The organism is Odoribacter laneus YIT 12061 (assembly GCF_000243215.1).
Lineage (GTDB): Bacteria > Bacteroidota > Bacteroidia > Bacteroidales > Marinifilaceae > Culturomica > Culturomica lanea.
In genome coordinates this window covers 2526932-2546508 of the sequence record NZ_JH594596.1, presented here as the reverse complement: position 1 = coordinate 2546508, position 19577 = coordinate 2526932, and the positions used below count along the sequence as shown (strand labels likewise).

General features: G+C 37.7%; 16 protein-coding genes. 10 read left to right on the top strand and 6 right to left on the bottom strand.

Features of this window, described 5'->3' with window-relative positions; all coding sequences use genetic code 11:
* Positions 1-465 precede the first annotated feature (465 nt).
* The 6 genes from HMPREF9449_RS10640 to HMPREF9449_RS10615 all read left to right on the top strand — a co-directional run bounded on the left by HMPREF9449_RS10640 (position 466) and on the right by HMPREF9449_RS10615 (position 9680).
* Entirely contained in the window at positions 466-1644 is a 1179-nt protein-coding gene (locus HMPREF9449_RS10640) for an efflux RND transporter periplasmic adaptor subunit (protein WP_009137265.1), read from the top strand.
* Complete coding sequence (locus tag HMPREF9449_RS10635) at positions 1641-4820, top strand: efflux RND transporter permease subunit (protein WP_009137264.1); 3180 nt, start codon at positions 1641-1643, stop codon at positions 4818-4820. Before HMPREF9449_RS10640 ends, HMPREF9449_RS10635 begins: the two co-directional genes overlap by 4 nt.
* A gap of 78 nt (positions 4821-4898) precedes the next feature.
* On the top strand, positions 4899-6269 hold the full coding sequence (locus tag HMPREF9449_RS10630) for an efflux transporter outer membrane subunit (protein ID WP_009137263.1): 1371 nt from the start codon (positions 4899-4901) through the stop codon (positions 6267-6269).
* A 299-nt stretch (positions 6270-6568) separates the two neighbouring features.
* A complete protein-coding gene (locus HMPREF9449_RS10625) occupies positions 6569-7567 on the top strand; it encodes an MBL fold metallo-hydrolase (protein WP_009137262.1) in 999 nt (332 codons plus the stop codon).
* A gap of 213 nt (positions 7568-7780) precedes the next feature.
* Positions 7781-8722 (top strand): helix-turn-helix domain-containing protein, encoded by a 942-nt coding sequence (locus HMPREF9449_RS10620; RefSeq protein WP_009137261.1) that lies wholly within the window; start codon positions 7781-7783, stop codon positions 8720-8722.
* Positions 8723-8825: 103 nt separating this feature from the next.
* Entirely contained in the window at positions 8826-9680 is an 855-nt protein-coding gene (locus HMPREF9449_RS10615) for an endonuclease/exonuclease/phosphatase family protein (protein ID WP_009137260.1), read from the top strand.
* A gap of 217 nt (positions 9681-9897) precedes the next feature.
* Here HMPREF9449_RS10615 and HMPREF9449_RS10610 read toward each other — a convergent pair whose 3' ends face one another.
* The 3 genes from HMPREF9449_RS10610 to HMPREF9449_RS10600 all read right to left on the bottom strand — a co-directional run bounded on the left by HMPREF9449_RS10610 (position 9898) and on the right by HMPREF9449_RS10600 (position 11262).
* Entirely contained in the window at positions 9898-10080 is a 183-nt protein-coding gene (locus tag HMPREF9449_RS10610) for a hypothetical protein (RefSeq protein ID WP_009137258.1), read from the bottom strand.
* An 88-nt stretch (positions 10081-10168) separates the two neighbouring features.
* The gene (locus HMPREF9449_RS10605; protein ID WP_009137257.1) at positions 10169-10696 is read right to left on the bottom strand and encodes a chromate transporter; all 528 of its coding nucleotides are present in this window, start codon (positions 10694-10696) and stop codon (positions 10169-10171) included.
* Between the two features lie 17 nt (positions 10697-10713).
* On the bottom strand, positions 10714-11262 hold the full coding sequence (locus HMPREF9449_RS10600; RefSeq protein ID WP_009137256.1) for a chromate transporter: 549 nt from the start codon (positions 11260-11262) through the stop codon (positions 10714-10716).
* A 552-nt stretch (positions 11263-11814) separates the two neighbouring features.
* On the opposite strand from HMPREF9449_RS10600, the gene HMPREF9449_RS10595 reads away from it, so the two are divergent.
* Genes HMPREF9449_RS10595 through HMPREF9449_RS16590 form a run of 3 tightly spaced genes read left to right on the top strand, consistent with a single transcriptional unit; the run spans position 11815 to position 13700 of the window.
* Positions 11815-12222 (top strand): hypothetical protein, encoded by a 408-nt coding sequence (locus tag HMPREF9449_RS10595; RefSeq protein ID WP_009137255.1) that lies wholly within the window; start codon positions 11815-11817, stop codon positions 12220-12222.
* 55 nt (positions 12223-12277) lie between these two features.
* On the top strand, positions 12278-13579 hold the full coding sequence (locus tag HMPREF9449_RS10590; RefSeq protein WP_009137254.1) for a radical SAM/SPASM domain-containing protein: 1302 nt from the start codon (positions 12278-12280) through the stop codon (positions 13577-13579).
* Positions 13560-13700, top strand: a complete 141-nt coding sequence (locus HMPREF9449_RS16590) for a hypothetical protein (RefSeq protein ID WP_009137253.1) — start codon at positions 13560-13562, stop codon at positions 13698-13700. The genes HMPREF9449_RS10590 and HMPREF9449_RS16590 overlap by 20 nt, the downstream gene beginning before the upstream one ends.
* Before the next feature lie 729 nt (positions 13701-14429).
* Here the strand turns inward: HMPREF9449_RS16590 and HMPREF9449_RS10585 are convergent.
* The 3 genes from HMPREF9449_RS10585 to HMPREF9449_RS16585 all read right to left on the bottom strand — a co-directional run bounded on the left by HMPREF9449_RS10585 (position 14430) and on the right by HMPREF9449_RS16585 (position 17449).
* Entirely contained in the window at positions 14430-14927 is a 498-nt protein-coding gene (locus HMPREF9449_RS10585; RefSeq protein WP_009137252.1) for a hypothetical protein, read from the bottom strand.
* A gap of 1057 nt (positions 14928-15984) precedes the next feature.
* Positions 15985-16338 (bottom strand): hypothetical protein, encoded by a 354-nt coding sequence (locus tag HMPREF9449_RS10580; protein ID WP_156793297.1) that lies wholly within the window; start codon positions 16336-16338, stop codon positions 15985-15987.
* Positions 16339-17302: 964 nt separating this feature from the next.
* Positions 17303-17449, bottom strand: coding sequence for a hypothetical protein (locus tag HMPREF9449_RS16585; protein ID WP_156793296.1), 147 nt, complete (start codon positions 17447-17449; stop codon positions 17303-17305).
* A gap of 255 nt (positions 17450-17704) precedes the next feature.
* Here HMPREF9449_RS16585 and HMPREF9449_RS10570 point away from each other — a divergent pair, with 255 nt between their 5' ends.
* The gene (locus HMPREF9449_RS10570; protein ID WP_040611353.1) at positions 17705-19366 is read left to right on the top strand and encodes a DUF6377 domain-containing protein; all 1662 of its coding nucleotides are present in this window, start codon (positions 17705-17707) and stop codon (positions 19364-19366) included.
* Positions 19367-19577: the final 211 nt, after the last annotated feature.

Below are 19577 nucleotides of genomic sequence, written 5' to 3'. Positions count from 1 at the left end.
ATGGGAAATTTTGAATAATCTTCTCTCCTTTCCTTTTACGAGGGGGCAAAGATAGGGAAAAAACTGAAAAATAAGGCGGAATTTATACAAACTGCTGGCGAAAAGGCAAAAGGAGAAAAAAACGATCGGATTGTAATGGTATTGCATTTTGGCTTTCTTTCCGGTTTTCCTGACGTTTTGTATTTTACTATTTATAGAGATAATAAAATTTTTGTTATACTGTCGAACAAGGAGATGATTTTTGTTCCTCAAAAAACTTTAAGCGGTAAAAAAGCTATTTTTGTTACTTTTTTGAGCGAGAAGGGGAATTTTCTACACTTTCGTAGAATTTTTCTACAGTTTATTGGGATGAAGTAAGATTTTTAAATGGATAATATGTTGATTTTTAGTGTATTATTCCTTTTTGTTCAATGTGGCATATTATTTTCAATACTGAATTTAGCAGGATAATAATAAAACAGGATTATGAGGAGAAATTATGTAATTTTGGGAGCAGTATTCATGGCTGCTTTAATAGGTGGATGTAAAAAAGAAAAGGAACCGGAGAAGGTTGTGGTGAAAATGGAAAAGGCGGGGACGGACAATGTGGAGATATACGGGGAGTATGTCGGTCGAATCCGGGCTAGACAGTTTGTAGAAGTGCGGGCGAGAGTGGAGGGATATTTGGAAAACATGCTTTTTGAAGAAGGAAAACGGGTAGAACGGAATCAGCCTTTATTTATAATAAACCGGGCTCAGTATAAGGCGAGAGCAGATAAAGCTGATGCTCAGTTGAAAAAGGATTTGGCACAGGAAGCTAAGGCGGAGCGAGATGTACAGCGTTTACGTCCGCTTTATGTACAGAAAGCAGCCAGTCAGTTGGATTTGGATAATGCCATAGCAGCTTATGAAAGTGCCCGGGCGAGTGTTGCTATGAGCCGGGCGGATTTGGCGCAGGCGAACCTGGAATTAGGTTATACTACGGTGCGGTCGCCGATCTCCGGATATATAAGTGAACGTTATGTAGATATAGGGACTTTAGTGGGTCCGGGGGCAAAATCTTTATTGGCGACAGTTGTGGAAAGTGATGTCGTTTTGGTCGATTTCAGTCTTACGGCTCAGGATTATCTCCGGAGTTTACAGCGAAATGTTAAATTGGGAGAAAAAGATACCAGTCGTTCCTGGCAGCCTAACATTACTGTGACGTTGGCAGATAATTCAATATACCCTATCCGGGGATTGGTAGATTTTGCCGAGCCTCAGGTAGATCCGAAAACCGGTACTTTCAGTGTACGGGCTGAATTAGCGAATCCGGAGCGGAAATTGTTACCCGGACAGTTTACAAAAGTGAAGTTATTATTGGATGTCCGGGAGAATGCTGTGGTCGTTCCGGCGAAAGCAGTAGTTATTGAAAAAGGAGGGGCTTATGTCTACGTCGTCCGTAGGGACAGTACAGCCGAAAAGCGCTTTATAGAAATAGGACCTGAAGTCGGTAACCAGGTTGTAGTGGAAAGAGGTTTAGGACGGGGGGAGACGGTTGTGACAGAAGGATATCATAAAATTACTCCTGGGGTGCTGGTTATTCAGGAACCGGAGCCGGCAACAGAAACCGGAAAAGATTCAATCGTTGGTATGTTGAGAAGAAGAGAAGGAGGGGAAGCATGAAACCGACGTTCTTTATTGATCGGCCGATATTTTCGGCTGTATTGTCTATCTTAATTGTGATTGTAGGGTTTATCGGCTTATTTATGTTGCCTGTGGATCAGTATCCGCAAATTACCCCTCCAGTTGTAAAAGTTTCTGCTTCTTATCCGGGAGCCAGTGCCATAACTGTTTCTCAGGCTGTAGCTACGCCGATCGAACAGGAATTGAATGGAACACCCGGTATGTTATATATGGAATCGAGCAGCAGCAACTCGGGCGGATTGACCATTGATATTACCTTTGATATTTCTGCCAATCCGGAATTGTCCGCGGTAGAGGTACAAAATCGGGTGAAATTGGCAGAATCCCGTTTGCCGGCGGAGGTCGTGCAAAATGGTATTAAAGTAGAAAAACAATCTGCCAGTCAGTTGATGACGATTTGTTTGCGTTCTTCTGATTCCCGTTTTGATGAGATTTACCTCAGTAATTTTGCTACAATCAACGTTTTAGATATTTTGAGACGTATTCCCGGAGTAGGGCGGGTATCGAATATCGGAAGCCGTTATTACGGAATGTGTATTTGGGTAATGCCCGATCGTTTGGCGAATTTCGGACTCACTGTCCAGGATTTGCAAAATGCCTTGAAAGATCAGAACCGGGAATCTGCAGCGGGAGTGTTGGGAATGCAGCCTATGGAAGGTGCCGATATCACTATTCCGATTACAACTCAGGGGCGTTTGTCTACAGTCCAGGAATTTGAGGAAATTGTAGTTCGTGCCAATGCCGACGGCTCACTGATTCGTCTTCGGGATGTGGCAAGAGTTTCTTTGGAAGCTTCTTCCTATGCTACTGAAAGTGGTATTAATGGGGAAAATGCAGCAGTGCTGGGAATTTATATGCTCCCGGGGGCCAATGCTATGCAGGTTGCCGAAGATGTAAAAGCGGCAATGAAGGAAATTAGCCGTGATTTTCCCGAAGGATTAAGTTATGATATACCTTTTGATATCACTACTTATATTTCAGAATCTATACATGAAGTATATAAAACCTTATTTGAAGCTCTCGTATTGGTTATTTTAGTGGTGTTCCTGTCTTTGCAGAACTGGCGGGCCTCGCTTGTTCCTTTGGTTGCCGTTCCTATCTCTTTAGTGGGAACTTTCGGGGTGATGTTGATCTTGGGTTTCTCTTTAAATATGCTTACTCTCTTGGGATTGGTATTGGCCATCGGGATTGTTGTGGATGATGCTATCGTAGTGGTAGAGGCTGTAGAGAGTTATATGGAAAAAGAGGGGTTATCCCCTTATGAGGCTACTAAAAAAGCAATGCATGGATTAACAGGAGCTTTGGTCGCCACTTCTTTAGTTTTGGCCGCTGTTTTCGTACCGGTAAGTTTCTTGGGAGGAATAACGGGAATGCTTTATCGTCAGTTTGCGGTGACAATTGTTGTATCTGTTTTGATTTCCTTAGTCGTCGCTTTGACTTTAAGTCCGGCGATGTGTGCTCTTCTATTGCGTCCTTCTTCGGGACAAAAGAATAGAGTATTTCAAAAAATCAACCGATGGCTGGCTACGGGAAATCACAAATATACGGGTTTGGTCGAAAAAGCGAGTCGGAATTCCAGACGTATTTTAGCCGGTTTTGGAATGGTGCTGATTGCTATATTTGTTTTGAACCGGATTGTACCGGGAAGTTTTATTCCTGAAGAAGATCAGGGGTATTTTAAGGTGGAATTGGAATTGCCGGAAGGGGCAACTTTGGAGAGAACGCGGGAGGTAACCAACCGGGCTGTGGATTATATCAAAAATCATCCGGCAGTAGCTTATGTACAGAATGTAACCGGCAGTAGTCCTAGAGTAGGAACGAATCAGGCTCGTACAGAATTGACGGTTATCCTTCAGTCTTGGGAGAAAAGGAAAGGAAATAAGATGTCGGTAGAAGAGGTAATGGCGGATGTACGGGAAGAATTTTATCATTATCCGGAAGCCAAAGTATATTTGTCGAAACCTCCTGTAATTCCGGGCTTAGGAACTTCAGGCGGATTTGAACTACAGATAGAAGCAAGGAACGGAGCCTCTTTTGAAAATTTAGTCAGTGCAGTAGATACTTTTATGAAATATGCGGTAAAAGAAAAGGCATTGACCGGACTTTCTTCTTCTTTGCAACCTGAGATACCACAATTGTATTTTGACGTAGATAGGGATAAAGCTAAATTTTTAGGAATTCCCATGGCCGACATTTTTTCTACCATGAAAGCTTATACGGGCTCTGTATATGTAAATGATTTCAATATGTTCAACCGGGTATATCGGGTATATATTCAGGCAGAAGCACCTTATCGTATGCATAAAGATGACATCAATTTGTTTTTTGTAAGGGCTTCGTCCGGAGAAATGGTGCCTTTGACGGCTTTGGGGGATGCTGAGTATACGACAGGGCCCGGAAATATTCGTCGGTTTAATATGTTTAGTACCGCTGTCATCCGAGGAGCGGCTGCTTCCGGTTATAGTTCGGGGGAAGCAATGAGAGTGGTGGAAAATATTGCAGAGGAACATTTATCCGATAATATCGGGGTGGAATGGAGTGGACTTTCTTATCAGGAAAAAAAGGCTGAAGGTCAGATGGGAATTATTATGTTGCTGGTATTTGTGTTTGTATTCCTTTTCTTGGCGGCTTTATATGAAAGTTGGTTGGTTCCGATAGCTGTTTTATTGTCTTTGCCGGTGGCTGCGTTAGGCGCTTATTTGGGAATATGGGTGTTTGGCTTGGAGAACGATGTGTATTTTCAGATCGGGTTGGTGACTTTAGTCGGGTTGGCTGCAAAGAATGCAATCTTAATCGTCGAATTTGCACAGGTAGAAATGGAGAGGGGAGTAGATGCGTTAAAGGCTGCTCTTACAGCTGCCAGTTTGCGTTTCCGGCCGATTTTGATGACTTCTTTAGCTTTTGTCTTAGGTATGTTACCTTTGGTTATGGCCTCCGGTCCGGGGTCCGCTAGCCGGCATTCTATCGGTACGGGAGTATTCTTCGGTATGTTGGCTGCTATTACGGTAGGAATTGTGATGGTTCCCTTCTTCTTTGTGATGATTAACCGGACGAAAAGCAAGATGAAACATAAATTGCAGGCATTACACTTAAAGGAAAAGTGTGGAGCCCGAATGATAGAATGGATGAAGGACATAAAAAATAAAACAAGATAAATCTGTAAAACTTTTCCATATAATCTTCGGGAAAAGATAAGGGTTTTATGGGATGGCTTAAAGGAAAATTGTAACGATATGAAACAAATATATCTAATCGGAATTAGTTGTATTTTACTCGGAATACTTCTTTCTTCCTGTAAATTGGGGAAAGAGTATGTCCGGCCGGAATTAAATCTGCCTGCAGACTTTGAAAAAGGACAAACGATAGATTCGGTTTCGGTAAGCGAGTTAAAATGGTGGGATTTATATACGGATACTGTTTTACAAGGGTTAATTCGTAAAGCTTTGTTATATAATAAAGATATGCAAATGGCTGTTGCCCGTATTAAAGAAACGGAAGCGTCTAAACGGATTGCGAAGGCGGATTTATTTCCGAAAGTAGACATTAAAGTGAGTGGGCAACGGGATTATGATTATACGCCTGAAAATATATTTGAGGCCAAAGGTTTATTGTCTTGGGAAATTGATCTTTGGGGAAAATTACGTTGGGGAAATCAGGCGGCTATAGCGGAGTATTTGCAGTCTGTAGAAGGACAACGGGCTTTACAAATGACGATTGTTGCTCAGGTCGCTCAAGCTTATTTTGAATTGAGTGCTCTGGATGAAGAATTGAAAATCGTACGTCAGACGTTGGAAGCTCGTAAAGAAGGCGTTCATTTGGCAAAATTGCGGTATGAGGGGGGAATGACTTCCGAAACATCTCTGCGGCAGGCTCAGGTAGAATTGGCCAGAACAGCTACTTTAGTGCCGGATTTAGAGAGAAAAATTCATTTAAAAGAAAATGATATTTCCTTGTTGACGGGGCAATATCCGGGACAGATCGGCAGGGGAGAAGGCATTTTGAAACAAAATTTGCCCCGTACTCTCCCTACGGGTTTGCCATCTACTTTATTGGAACGCCGGCCGGATATTCGGGAAGCGGAGTTTAAATTGAGGGCTGCTCATGCAAAAGCAGGTTTACAATATACCAGTTTATTTCCTAAGATTCCGTTGTCGGCTCAGTATGGTTTGGAAAATAACCAGTGGGAAGGATTTTTTCAGTCACCTTTCTTTTTCTTGGGAGGACAGATATTGGCTCCTTTGTTCAATATGGGAAAGAACCGGGCTCAACTAAAGGCGGCGCGGGCTGTAGCTGAACGGGAAGGATATGCTTATGAAAAAGTTGTTCTGACAGCATTTAAAGAAGTAAACGATGCCTTGGTCTCTTCGCGGAAAATTGAGGCTATCCGGGAATCCAGGGATAGTTTAGAAGAGGCGGCTCGTTCTTATCTGGAATTGGCAAATTTGCAGTATATCAACGGGGTAATTGGTTATATCGATGTATTGGATGCTCAGCGGGGTTACTTTGATGCTCAAATCGGTTTGAACAATGCCGTGAGAGATGAATTAATCGCGATTGTAAACCTTTATAAGGTACTGGGTGGCGGCTGGGAACCCCAAGAGTAAATTTCCCCTTCGAGAAACGTTTTTTCTTTTCCTTTCCCCCACGGGGACGGACCTTTTGGAGCATTTTGAGGTGTAGAATATAAAAAAGGAATAAAATAAATTATTCTTCCTCCCTCTTTTCCAGTGTTTTACATAGATGATAGATTTTGGATATATTGAATTTTAATTCTTGAAATGCCCCAAAAGGTCCGTCCCCGTGGGGGCGTTAATTATTTTTATGATAATTCTCCACCTCTTCAGAATAGGAAAGTGTATTTTTGTATGCAGAATAATTGCGTATAAATGTATTGAATAGAAGCATGGGAGAACATATTTCTTTTCGGAGAAATGAGGGTTTGATTACAGTAAAACCGTATTGGAAAGGGAATCCAGTGGTGAAGGGACGATTTGTAAACCGCCAGCCTCATACGACTCATGGTATCGGAAATATTTTAAAATGGCGTTTTTCTCCTAATCCGCAGCGGAAAGAAAAAAAACGTGAAAAGTGGGAACCTTCATTAAAATATTTACATTCTTTGGAGAATCTTCCGGGGGATTCTCTGGTATGGCTCGGGCATAATTCCTTTTTTATGCAGATTGCCGGGAAACGGCTGATGTTTGACCCGGTTTTTGGTAATATTCCTTTTGTAAAGCGACGGAGTAAATTACCTGTAGATCCTGCTATATTTAAAAATATAGATTATCTCTTATTAAGTCATGATCATTTTGACCATTTGGATAAAAAGAGTATAGCTTGTCTGTATAAGAATAATCCTCATATGAAGGTTTTTTGCGGACTGGGAATGGAAGAACTGCTAAAAGGATGGTTTCCGGATTTGGCGGTGATAGAGGCGGGATGGTATCAGCAAATAGAAGATAATGGCTTGAAGATTACTTTTTTGCCTGCCCAGCATTGGAGTAAACGATCGGTACACGACAGCGGTCAGCGGTTGTGGGGAGCTTTTATGTTACAGGGAAATGGACTTTCTCTCTATTATAGTGGCGATACGGGTTATTCCAAGCATTTTATGGAAATACCTGAACTTTTTGGGGCGCCGGACTATGCATTGTTGGGTATAGGAGCTTATAAACCCCGTTGGTTTATGCAACCTAATCATATTTCTCCTTACGATTCGTTGACAGCTTCTACAGAAATGCAGGCTTCTATTACAATTCCCATGCATTATGGAACTTTTGACCTTTCCGATGAACCTTTGAGTGATCCTCCCAAAGTGTTTGCTGAAGAAGCCCGAAGGAGGAATATTCCTATCACCTTGCCGGCTTTAGGAGAAATTGTGAAATTGGAAAAGAAAAAATAAGTTTGTAATTGTTAGAAGTTTCTTTTTTTGTCAGGGAAGTTTCCGTTTTTAAGGAAAACTTTCCTTTCCATTGAGGTATTTTCTGTACCTCTCTTTTGTTATTATTTCTTTATCTTTTATTCTCTTTCCTGTCTCGGGTAAGGTGGCAAAGTTTTTGTTATCATTTCTTTATCGATTCCGATAGTAGGGTGGATTGACTATAAACAGGTATTTATGAATGAATTGTTCCTTTCCGAGGATTTATGGCAAACTTTCATTATAGAGGAAAATTTTCAGAGGCGGCGTATGCCTTATGCCGATTTAAAACGGAATTTTATCGTAGGGCCCGAAATAAAGGGGAGTCTTTTAGAAATGTATAAAAATCCTTGTCGTTTAAAAGCTGGGATATTTGTCCTTTGTTTGCAAGGGGAATTAAAAGCGGCAATTCATGGAAATTTATGGGAAATTCGGAAAAATGATTTTATTGGGATAATGCCGGGAAGTGTTATTCAGTATTATCAGCAGTCTGCCGATTTGCGAATTTGTTTTGTCGCTTTTTCTTCTTCTGTTATGGAAAGCATGAATTTTCAGCAATTGACAATAGATTTTGTATCTGTGATGCAGGAAAATCCGGTTTTAAGTTTAGAAGAAAAAACAGCAACTTGGTTTAAGGATTATTTTCATTTACTTGCCCGGGCAAACGGTTTGGTAAAGGACAATTTACCTCTGGAAATTGTAAAAAATATATTACAATCTCTTTTGTGTGGAGTAGATTTTTTATATACAAGTCATTCGTGGAGTAAGCAAATATTGAGCCGGGGAGAAGAGATATACAGAGATGTACTCAGGGCCGTAAGACAGCACTATTGTAAGGAGCATTCCGTAATTTTTTATGCCAATCTGTTGAGTATTTCTCCCCAACATTTGGGAGCTACTGTCCGGCGGGTATCCGGTTATACTTTTTCTGATATCCTTGCCGGAATAGTCATTACCGATGCTAAGGCACAACTTCGGTCTACTGAATTTTCGATACAAGAAATCGCCTATTCATTAGGATTTCGCAATACTTCATTTTTCGGAAAATATTTTAAGCGGTATGTCGGAATTAGTCCCCAAAAATACAGAGAAGGAACGGAACCTAAAAATGAACGGTTAGGAGCAGCTGAAAATTACTAACTTTTTCTTTCTCTTTTCCCGGAAAAAGTGTTTACATTTGAATTCCTCAATTGAATAAATAGTTTTTGAGGCATTCTATACGTATTATTTCAATGGAAAGAATATGAAAAATACTTTATTTATTTTCGGTTTATTTTTCTTGTTAGGAGCTTGTTGCCATAAAACGCATCAAACCGACTTAAAAATTATGAGTTTTAATGTTCGTTATGATACACCCCGGGACAGTATGAATAATTGGCAATACCGGAAAGAGGAAGCAGGAAAAATGCTGAATTATTATGCTCCGGATATAGTGGGGATGCAGGAAGTGCTGCATAATCAGTTGGAGGATATGAAGTCCCGTTTGCCACAATATACAGCTATAGGTGTAGGCCGGGAAGATGGTAAGGAAGGAGGGGAATACAATCCTTTATTTTTCAAAACCGGTCGTTTTGAAGTTTTGAAGAGTGGGAATTTCAGTTTGAGTGAAACTCCTGAGAAAGTGGGAATAAAAGGCTGGGATGCGGTTTGTAAGCGTATAGCAACTTGGGCTATTTTTAAGGATAAGGAGAGTGGTGTAGAATTTATGGCTTTAAACACTCACTTGGATCATAAAGGAGAAGTGGCTCGTCAGGAAAGTGCCCGTTTATTAGTAAAACAAATAACGGCTTTGGCAGAAGGTCGTCCGTTTGTTATGACTGGGGACTTTAATACGATCCCGGATTCGGATATTATAATGTTGTTGACAGAGGGAGGAAAAGTAAAAAATGCCAAGTTGGAAGCAGCCTTGGTGTATGGGCCGGAATGGACTTTCCATGATTTCGGAAGACTTCCTCAGACAGAGAGAACGTGGATTGATTATATTTTTATTTCACCGGACATACAGGTAAATAAATTCCGAAATATTACCGATATCCCGAATACAGGCTTTTTGTCCGATCATAATCCGGTCTTTGCAGAAATTACTATTCAAAAATAAAACGAGCGAATAAGTTGTTCGGATGGGGAGCAGGGATAAGCATCCGGAAAATTTATTTTTAAAACAAGGGATAAATACCTTCCCGTCAGGAATGAATGGACACTCTGCTAAAAAAGAAACCAGCATTTTTGAATGATCTTTATATATCAAAGCGCGGATCTCTTCAGCAGCGTAATTATTGGAAAGGAGTTGCCGTCAATAAAAACTTCCCGGATATTTAATCGGACGTATCTTCTTTTTCTGCATCTATTACTTCCGTTTCATCTTCGTCGGGCGGTTCTCCGTCTGTGTATTTGGGTTCCAGTTTTTCTTTATGCCCGTTTCCCATCCGGGTAAAATTATCCGGTGTTTCATCGTTCACCTCCCGGATATTTTCTGAATAATCGAAATTACTTCTCATCTTACTTTTTTATTTCCTTTTTTAGGAACGTAATCCGGGAGAGAAGGTTATTTAATAAGCGGTAAATTAATATAAGGAAAGGTATAAATTACCAGTAGAGAACTAATCCTAGTATTCCGGACAAACAGATCATCAGTATCGGATGAATTTTATATTTCCAGGTCAGGAAAAAGGCTCCCAGAAAAATCAAAACACTTTTATAATCGATAAAATTTTCATTGTTCATAAGCAATAACGCGGCCGCAGCAATCAGTCCGACAGTCATCGGACGCAGACCGGTAAAGGCTGCGGCTACATATTTGTTGTTTTTGAATTTGGCAAAAAAATAAGAAATAAGTAAGACCAACAAAAAAGAGGGCAAACAGACGGCAATGGTTGCAATGATAGAGCCCCAGACATTTCCAGTGACGGTATAACCGATATAAGTAGCACTATTAATCCCGATAGGTCCGGGAGTCATTTGGGAGATAGCCACGACATCAGTGAATTCTTGCAAAGAAAGCCATTGATGTTTGTCCACTACTTCGTATTGAATCAGGGAAAGCATCGCATATCCTCCACCAAAACCGAAAATCCCGATTTTCAAATATACCCACCACAACTGCCAATAGATCATGGTTTACTTGTCTTAATTTATATTCCTTTTTTCTTTATTTTATCTTTTATCCAAAACGTATATACGAGGCCGCCCACAATTCCAGCCAATACGATATAAGCGGGGGAAATACCGGCTTTCCAGATTAAAACAGCCCCGATCAAGGGAAAGATCAATTCCATGCGTTTTAATTTCAGCGCTTGCGCAGCGGAAAGACAGGGGACTAAGATAAGAGCTACTACGGCGGGGCGTATACCGTTAAAGACCTTTACTACCCATACATTATCCTGAAAATGATTAAAAAATAAGGCGATAGCTAAGATAATAAAAAAGGAAGGTAATATCGTTCCTAAAGCACAAATAATACTGCCTGTTATTTTTTTCAATTTATATCCCACAAAAATGGAAATATTCACGGCAAAAATACCGGGTAAAGATTGGGTTACCGCAAATAAATCGATAAAATCCTGTTTATTCAGCCATCCCCGGTTTACCACTTCCCGTTCAATCAGGGGAATCATTGCATAACCTCCTCCGATAGTGAACATACCGATCTTGACAAATGTGAGAAAAAGCACCCAATACATATTGTTTTGTGAAAATATTATCCGTTGCCATGGATGGTACAAAGGTATAAAAAATGCCGGGAACCCTTCAGAAACATAGGAATAATTCAAATATAAGCTGACTTTCGTCTATAGGAAAAATCGTAGAGCGGAATTATTATCCCTACCCAGTGCTGCTTCTTACTTATTCTGAGCCGATAGGAGTTTGTATTGTCGATGGGCAAGCAACAATTTAGCAAGGAAGAAAGGGAATTTTTCCGTCCCGTAGCTGTTGCCCTGTCTTTTGTAAAATCTTCAGTAGTATTCCTGTTTGTCGGGGTTGCGCCTGTTTTTACAAAATTACTAGCTGTTTCTCTTTTCTGAAAATATATAAACGCTCTTTCCTGACAGATAAATACGAATTTTTTCTGATTGTTCCAAAAATCACTAGGGGGGAAGGGAATAACACCATATCAATTTAAGAAATCAATGATAACAAATAGAAACATAATTCTTTATAAATGTAAATATTTCTTTAGAATCAAGATGGAGTTGTCATTATATTTTCTTATTTTTAGAACATAATGATTTTATATGCGTCTGAAATTAGAATTAAAATTAGTAGAAGGGACCACTCTGCCTTGTAATTATATGTACGAGTTGTCCAGTTGTTTATATAAAATTCTGAACGAAGGAAATCCGGAATTTACTTCCTGGTTGCACGACAGTGGTTTTTGCAAAGGGAAAAAGACGTTTAAACTTTTTACCTTTTCTAATTTATACATACCTCGTTTTCAAATTGAGGGGGATCGGTTGCGGATTCTGGCACATGCTATCCGGTTAATCGTATCGTTTTATCCCATTGAAGCAATCGATGCTTTTGTAATCGGTTTATTCCGGAATCGGCGGATAGAAATTGGCGACCGGAAGTCAAGGGTTATGTTTGAAATTTCAACCCTTGAACGAATGCCCGAACCGGAGTTTGTTTCGCGTATTGTGTAATGTATATATATAGTAAGATAAAATTATTGTTTTTTTATTTTTAACAAATTTGAGCATGAATGATATAAAGAAAGATATTTTTATTATTCCTTCAGGAAATAAATATATAGTATATTTACCTTTAAGAGGTGTAGCTTTTTATGCAAATAATAAGACTATTACAGCAATTAATAGTTATTTGGAGAATGGTCTTTTTCCATATGAAGTTAAAAATACAACACTATTCAGACGTTTTCAACAATTAGAAAGAATAGAAATTAAAGAATCTGATACAAAATGTGTTATTGATACTTCAGATAAAGTAATGTTTATTCTTTCTCAAATGTGTAATCTTGCTTGTAGTTATTGCTATGCTCAAGAGTCTCGATCAAAAGAAGTGCTCAGTAAAGAAAAGATAAAAGCTGTTGTTGATTATATATTATCCTCTAATGAAGATCACTCTAAGACATTTTCTTTTATAGGGGGAGGTGAACCGATGCTTACGTGGGGTCTGCTCGTATGGGCTATCAACTATATAACAGAAGAAACTAATAAGAAGAAAATAAAAAAGAGTATCGGGATTACTACAAATGCAACATTGTTGAACGAAGAGCGAATCTTATGGTTAAAAAAAATGAATGTTAAGCTCTGTGTCTCTTATGACATCCTTCCAGAAATTCAAAATTCGCAACGTAATTTTTCCATGAGTACATTGAATTCATTTGATGTTGTAGATAAGAATATTCACCTATTATTGAAACATGAGATCCCTTTTAGATTACGTTCTACAATTACGAATAAGAATGTTGAATTAATGGTAGATATGGTACAATTTACAGTTAAAAATTATCCTAATATTAATCAACTTCATTTCGAACCTGTTTCAGACACAATAGAAAATAGCAATTTGTATTATGAAAAATTTGTAAAAAAATTTATCGAAGCTTATAATGTTGCCAGAGAAAATAATATATTTGTATATAATTCTATTTTAAACTCATTTTTTCGTATTAGAAAACAGTTCTGTGTTGGTGAATTTTGTGTAACACCAACGGGGGATATTGTTTCTTGTCATAGGCACTCAACTGAAAAGGATATAGCATTTTCATCTTTTCAGTATGGACGGGTAGAAGATGGTTCTGTTTGCATCAATCAAACAAGTTTTCATAATGCAATAACTGTTAGACAAAATAGATTTAATGATTGTGAGACTTGTTTTGCAAAATGGCATTGTGCTGGAGGATGTATATCTATTCGAAAAACATTGTCATCAGAACAACAGATGTTTTATTGTCGATTTATCAAATCTATGCTAATATCTTTTTTAGAGAATAAACTATTAAAAAAGGAGGTTAATTATGGACAAGTCAAATTATGATGAACAAACTTTTTTTGTTGGGGAATTATTATTTGTGAGAGATGATTTAATGGCATCTTTTGCTCCTAAATGTGAATGCGAAGATGATTGCGGAGAATGGTGTGGAACAAATGGCGATTAATTAATGATGAACGAGCTGAATAATAATTTTTATTATTCAGCTTTTTCATAATATATTACGTAAATATATTATTTATTCAATTTCATATTTCTTACAAATTTGCGATGTATGGAACTCTATACTTCTCTTATGTGCCATCTATTCATGCATGCATTAAAATTTTTCCATGTTTTTTAATCCCTATTACTCTATCTCCGAACAACATTAATTGTACTATTGTAAAATAAAAATTTCTAGTGAAAAGCAGGGAGATAATTTTAAAATAATAAATGAAGTATATTTTTTTGAATTATAGCCAAGAGCAATTAATATTTAGGAAAAGAAGAAAAATATATATCTTTTTTATGGATTTTCGTTTGTTGCCTTCTTCACTATCGAGTTGAAAAGTTTTAAGATAAAAAATTATTTATATAAATCTTTTGAGATAAAATTATTGCCAGGAATAATTTTGTTGGTGAGTGTTTCTCTGATAAAGGCTCAGCAGCCTTTGATGAGATCTTTCTAGAAGTAGGAAAATAATTTATTCATTTAACTTAGTTCAATTAATAAACGCTCTTTGAACTGTTAAATGTTTAAAATAGAATACTTTAATACTATTCTCATTTAATTGATATTTATTGAATCTGTTAAATATTTTTAGTAAATTATATCCATCTCTGAAATGAAATGGATATTTTTTCAGAAAATGGGAAAAGTACAAGGTATTTCTAATACCCTGTACTTTTTAACTTACCAATTTATCGGATAAAAATCATAAGGATTCACTCTAAGGGTAATAGCATCTATGGCTTCACCGGATTCGATAAGATGATCAAGGTCGAAATGGAAACGATAAAGGAGATTGTATATCGCCTTCATAATTTTGTGGGTAAAGGGAACGGTACTTTTATTTTGAAAGTAGTTGAATAGAATTTCTTTTATCCATTTATTTCCTGGATCGACTTGTATAAGAGAAAAATAATCTGTCAACAATTTACTGATAATATCTAAGAAATTTATAGATATACCTCCTTTTACTTTTATATAGGAATCCAGTTGATTCAAAGAATAAAGAACAGGTTTGTAATTCGTGTCTTTATAAGAAATTTCAATTTCTCTATGCCAAGAATCTTCGAGAAAGTAAGTTTCAGTGTCAAACATTTTAATTCGATAAATTGTACTAGAGGTAGATGGATTAATTACTCTTAAATCGTAAGGATAATAACTTTTCATAATTTCTTTATTCATAACCTAAAATTTTAGAAGTTTTTATAATCTCCTAAAACTGGCTTAAATGAATTACGAAACATAATTTTTATAAAATTATTTCAAAGAATCATGTATAGTAAAATAAAAAGATGACAAAATAGATTATAAATCAAATGAATATAGACATCACTTAAAGGGAAGGGTAAAATTGAGAAGTATAAAACTGTATAATTTTATGTTTCTGTATCGAACATAAAAAACAATTTTCTGATTATATATTTAGTTTTGTCGATTATTTCAATACTCTTCTAAATCCATTAATACTTGCTATAAGGATTAAATTCTTTATTTTTATACAATCAGTAGACGGAATGCATTTATCGTGATAGGACAGACATTGACTATTATCAATTTTGCTTAGAAAGAACGCTATAAGATACTTACAAATAAAAAGCAATAAAAAATAAAACAGTATATGAGTAATTTAAAGGATGGTTATTACTAATAAATTTCTACTTTTATTTCACTTACTTTCGGTGAGTATATCGCATTGCGACACGGAGCTTTCCCTTTTTAAGCTCCGTGTTTTATTATAAGCAGATGACGTTTGTAGTAAGTACATCGAAAGTATTCGCAAGGATAAAATTTTCTGCAAGTCCCCTTTGCTTAAAGTCTACTAGTAGAAGGAAGTATACTGTTTTAAATCAACAGGGTAAAAAAGGGTATCGGGTAAGCATCGTTTTTCCTGGAAGGGGGGTACTGTTTCGGAATCTTTCCTTACTTTTTCCCATCTCATTGAAGAGGGGAATGGAAAAATCGGAAAGGACACGGATATAAACTTTCTATCGGAAGAGGTTGTCAAAAGATTGTTTATCTCGCTTTGACGGAAATCAAAAGGAAGGAACGATATCTGTTTGAGGATCGAGAGGGATCAGGAATCCATTTATGATTGTATTTAGAAACAGATTCCAGCTAGAAGTACTGTTATCTGAGTCTTGCTTTCTCATTGACACAAACCTTGGTCGTTACCTAAAAAGAGTATACCAGTGATTGTTTTGTCCGTGGACAGTCTGGTATACTCTTTGGATTAAAAATTTCAATAGGAAAATTGTCCTATTTTGTAAAGTGTTTTATTGACAATCACCTCTGTGGGAGGATTCGCCACCTTTACGTCCTGCTTCAGCGTGTTGTTCGCGACTTCCGCCTTGTTTGCCGGAATTGCTGCTTTCACGACTGCTGCTCTGAGAGCTGCGTCCACCTCCGTGAGAAGCTTCGCCGCCTTTACGTCCTGCTTCAGCATGTTGCTCGCGGCTTCCGCCTTGGGTACCGGAATTACTGTTTTCTCTGTTACTGCTTTGAGAACTGCGTCCACCTCCATGAGAAGCTTCACCGCCTTTACGTCCTGCTTCAACATGTTGTTCATGGCTACCACCTTGTGTGTGGCTGCCACTGCTTTTTGAGTTTGTGTTTTCGTTATTCATCGTTTCTAATTTTTATGATTACTCTACTATTCAAACGAATTTAAAAGGGATATGTTTTTTAATAATCAGTAAATTAGTATAATATAGTTTTTAATTCCCCTTAATAAGTGGTGAGGTAAATTTAAATAAGTGAAAGAGATGTAGCTTTTAAGATTTGTGGAGAGGTTTAAAAAGTTCTTTTAGGATAAATAAGTGGCTTTTTAAACTTAGTTGAGAAAGTTTTGCTGTATGGCAAACTCTTTCTTTCATTCTTTTTATTACTTTTTCTATTCGGATAAAGGTTTTTCGTCTTTGAGGGAAAGTCGGAATGAATAGCAGCTTTTATCTTTATAAGTTACCGACGAATCGGTTGGCGTAAATATTTATTCGTACTTTTTTCTTTAAGAACTTGAGGGAATAAATGGTCTTTCGATTTTTGATTACGGGAATCAGTAAGTATTTTCGTTTGCTTATTTCATTTTTTAGTTGATATAGGAGTGTAAGGTGGTTGCAATTTAAGAGTCATTTCCAGTTTTGCTTTCCTAACAGTGGTCAATGGATGGATCAACAAAAATTGTTTCAGTGTGAAATCTGTCCGGTAGATGTCAAAAGGGATATCTTTCGGATTGTGAGAGCCTGTCCCAGAAAATTAATTAGAAAATTGAAAGGAGATACAGCCTCCTTCACCAGAAGATTGGTCAAGGGCTTGAAGATAATTTTCTTATAAAAGAAAGGGGGGGAATTTATATTGCTTTTTACCAGAAGATCTGTTTTGATATTCTCATCGACGTCTTTGATAATATACAAAGCCGTTCGTAAAGGAATATTAAATTGCGGCTTGAATCTCTTTATATTTTTGTCTACTTCGCAACAGTATCGGTTCGGCTTGTTGTGTCCGTCCAGATCGTGATCCCGGATATTATTGATATGGGTAAAAGCGAGGACACTCTTTTATTAGGAGTAACCAAAATATTGCCTGTGATAGGGACTCAACACGTTCGGATCCGGATCTTGAAAACAAAGATTGAGATCCGGCTTTGAAATATCATCCAGGCGTTCGTTCCCCTGGAGAGGAATGGATAGGGAATTTAAACCTTTCATGCTGCAAATTTTTTGGACAAAATTAGGTCCCTTTCCGTTTGAAAAAAACTGTGGAGAAAAAGAAAATACCTTCCTTCCCGGAATTTTGAGATTTATTAATGTCTTTATAAAAAATCTCAAGCTATATAATTTTCGAAGAGTGGCTTCGTTCGTTTTAGGAGATTGAACGTTTTGAGGGAAAAAAGTAAAAGGAAGATAAGGAATTAGAAGAGTTGTAGTTATCTTTGTAAAAGGTTATTGGAAAAAAGTAAAAGGATGAAATTATATCTTTGGGTCAGTTTGTTGTTGCCGTTATTATTATTTGGAAAATCCGGAGGAAAAGAGAACGGATTAAAGGAATTGGATAAGATTGTAAAATATCCTGAAGAATATATACAGCGGAAGGAGCAACGGATTGCAGAGGGAAAATTAAAACGCCAACAGGCGCAGACAGATGAACAGCGGATGGAAGCAGATGCGTATTTGGCTAACGAGTACAAAATATATACTGCTGATTCGGCTTTGTATTATGCACGGGAACAATTACAATTGGCAGAAAAATCAGGGAAGAGGGAAATTATAGAGAAAAGCCGTATGTTATTGGCTGAAGTGAGAATTATTACCGGGATGTACTGGGAATCTTTGGATTTATTAGCAAATATAGATCAAAGGGAATTGTCGGAAGAAATGTTGGAATCTTATTATCATTTGTATCAGACCTTATACGGGGCAATGCGGGATTATGCTATCGGAGAGGAACTGCAGCAGGAATATGAACAGAAAGTAGCTTTATATCAGGATTCTTTGTTGAGCTTAGCCTCCAGAAAAAGCGATGGTCGTGTAATGATAAAAGCGAATCAGTGGGTACATCAAGGGGAGTATCGGAAAGCATTGAACCTATTGTTGCCTTATTATGAGACCTTAAATCCGGATAGCCGGGAAATGGGGTATACGGCTTATGCTGTTGCTAATGTCTATCGGCAGATGGGGGAACAGGAAAAGGAGAAAGAATATTTGATTATATCGGCTTTATCGGATTTAAAATGTGGGGTTAAAGAATATATTTCGCTTAGGGAATTGGCGGCTTTATTGTATGAGGAAGGAGATATCGCAAGGGCGTATGCTTATATGAAACGGGCGATGGAAGACGCTGCTTTTTGCAATGCCCGTTTGCGTACGATAGAGGTGTCACAGGTTTTGCCGATTATCAATGAAGCTTATCGTTTGCAAAGAGAGCGTCAGCAGCGGCAAATGTTTATTTATCTCTTGTGCATAAGTGTATTGGCTTTATTTTTAATCCTTCTGGCTCTTTATTTGAGACGGCAAATGAAAAAACTGGCATTGGCTAAAAAAGAGGTGGGAAAAGCGAATGAACAATTGAAATTGTTGAATGGAGAATTACAACTTCTGAATGTTCGCTTATCGGATTCTAACACCCGTTTGCAACTTACAAATAAAAGTTTGGCAGAAGTAAATTATATTAAAGAAGCTTATATTGGTCGTTTCTTGGATCTTTGTTCAACCTATATCGGAAAATTAGATACTTATCGGCGTTCCTTGAATAAAAAGGCGATGAACGGGCAGACAGAGGAATTGTTCCGGGATTTAAAATCGACTCAATTTGTAGAGGAGGAACTGGAGGAATTTTATACTAATTTCGACACTGCTTTTTTACAGTTGTTTCCTGATTTTGTAAAAGAATTCAATGCTTTGCTGGCAGAAGGAGAGGAGATTATATTGAAGCCGGGAGAACTACTGAATACGGAATTGCGGATTTTTGCCCTCATCCGTTTGGGCATTACGGATAGCAACAAAATTGCCCAATTCCTGCGTTATTCTTTGAAAACCATTTACAACTATCGTACAAAAATGCGCAATAAAGCCCGGGGAGCTCGGGAGGATTTTGAACAGGAAGTGATGCGTATCGGTACTTTTTAATAAACGGGGACGGACCTTTTGGGGGATTTTTAGCAATAAACTTCTTTGTTAAAAGTATTTTGTAGAAATTTTTAATATCCTAGAGGAGAAAACTCCTGTTATTAAGTATCTTTCTTTCAGTTTGTTGAGTGAATATTTTCCGGTTTTATTCGTTTAAATGAAAAATGGGAAAAAGAGTATTTTGGGCAAAAATGCCCCAAAAGGTCCGTCC

What these genes read in the sequence shown, in the direction of transcription:
- HMPREF9449_RS10640 (WP_009137265.1), top strand. Translation starts at nt 466, where the DNA reads ATGAGGAGAAATTATGTAATTTTGGGAGCAGTATTCATGGCTGCTTTA.
- HMPREF9449_RS10595 (WP_009137255.1), top strand. Translation starts at nt 11,815, where the DNA reads ATGCGTCTGAAATTAGAATTAAAATTAGTAGAAGGGACCACTCTGCCT.
- HMPREF9449_RS10585 (WP_009137252.1), bottom strand. Translation starts at nt 14,927, where the DNA reads ATGAATAAAGAAATTATGAAAAGTTATTATCCTTACGATTTAAGAGTA.
- HMPREF9449_RS10570 (WP_040611353.1), top strand. Translation starts at nt 17,705, where the DNA reads ATGAAATTATATCTTTGGGTCAGTTTGTTGTTGCCGTTATTATTATTT.
- HMPREF9449_RS10600 (WP_009137256.1), bottom strand. Translation starts at nt 11,262, where the DNA reads ATGTATTGGGTGCTTTTTCTCACATTTGTCAAGATCGGTATGTTCACT.
- HMPREF9449_RS10605 (WP_009137257.1), bottom strand. Translation starts at nt 10,696, where the DNA reads ATGATCTATTGGCAGTTGTGGTGGGTATATTTGAAAATCGGGATTTTC.
- HMPREF9449_RS10630 (WP_009137263.1), top strand. Translation starts at nt 4,899, where the DNA reads ATGAAACAAATATATCTAATCGGAATTAGTTGTATTTTACTCGGAATA.
- HMPREF9449_RS10590 (WP_009137254.1), top strand. Translation starts at nt 12,278, where the DNA reads ATGAATGATATAAAGAAAGATATTTTTATTATTCCTTCAGGAAATAAA.
- HMPREF9449_RS10615 (WP_009137260.1), top strand. Translation starts at nt 8,826, where the DNA reads ATGAAAAATACTTTATTTATTTTCGGTTTATTTTTCTTGTTAGGAGCT.
- HMPREF9449_RS10610 (WP_009137258.1), bottom strand. Translation starts at nt 10,080, where the DNA reads ATGAGAAGTAATTTCGATTATTCAGAAAATATCCGGGAGGTGAACGAT.
- HMPREF9449_RS16585 (WP_156793296.1), bottom strand. Translation starts at nt 17,449, where the DNA reads ATGAAAGGTTTAAATTCCCTATCCATTCCTCTCCAGGGGAACGAACGC.
- HMPREF9449_RS16590 (WP_009137253.1), top strand. Translation starts at nt 13,560, where the DNA reads ATGGACAAGTCAAATTATGATGAACAAACTTTTTTTGTTGGGGAATTA.
- HMPREF9449_RS10620 (WP_009137261.1), top strand. Translation starts at nt 7,781, where the DNA reads ATGAATGAATTGTTCCTTTCCGAGGATTTATGGCAAACTTTCATTATA.
- HMPREF9449_RS10625 (WP_009137262.1), top strand. Translation starts at nt 6,569, where the DNA reads ATGGGAGAACATATTTCTTTTCGGAGAAATGAGGGTTTGATTACAGTA.
- HMPREF9449_RS10635 (WP_009137264.1), top strand. Translation starts at nt 1,641, where the DNA reads ATGAAACCGACGTTCTTTATTGATCGGCCGATATTTTCGGCTGTATTG.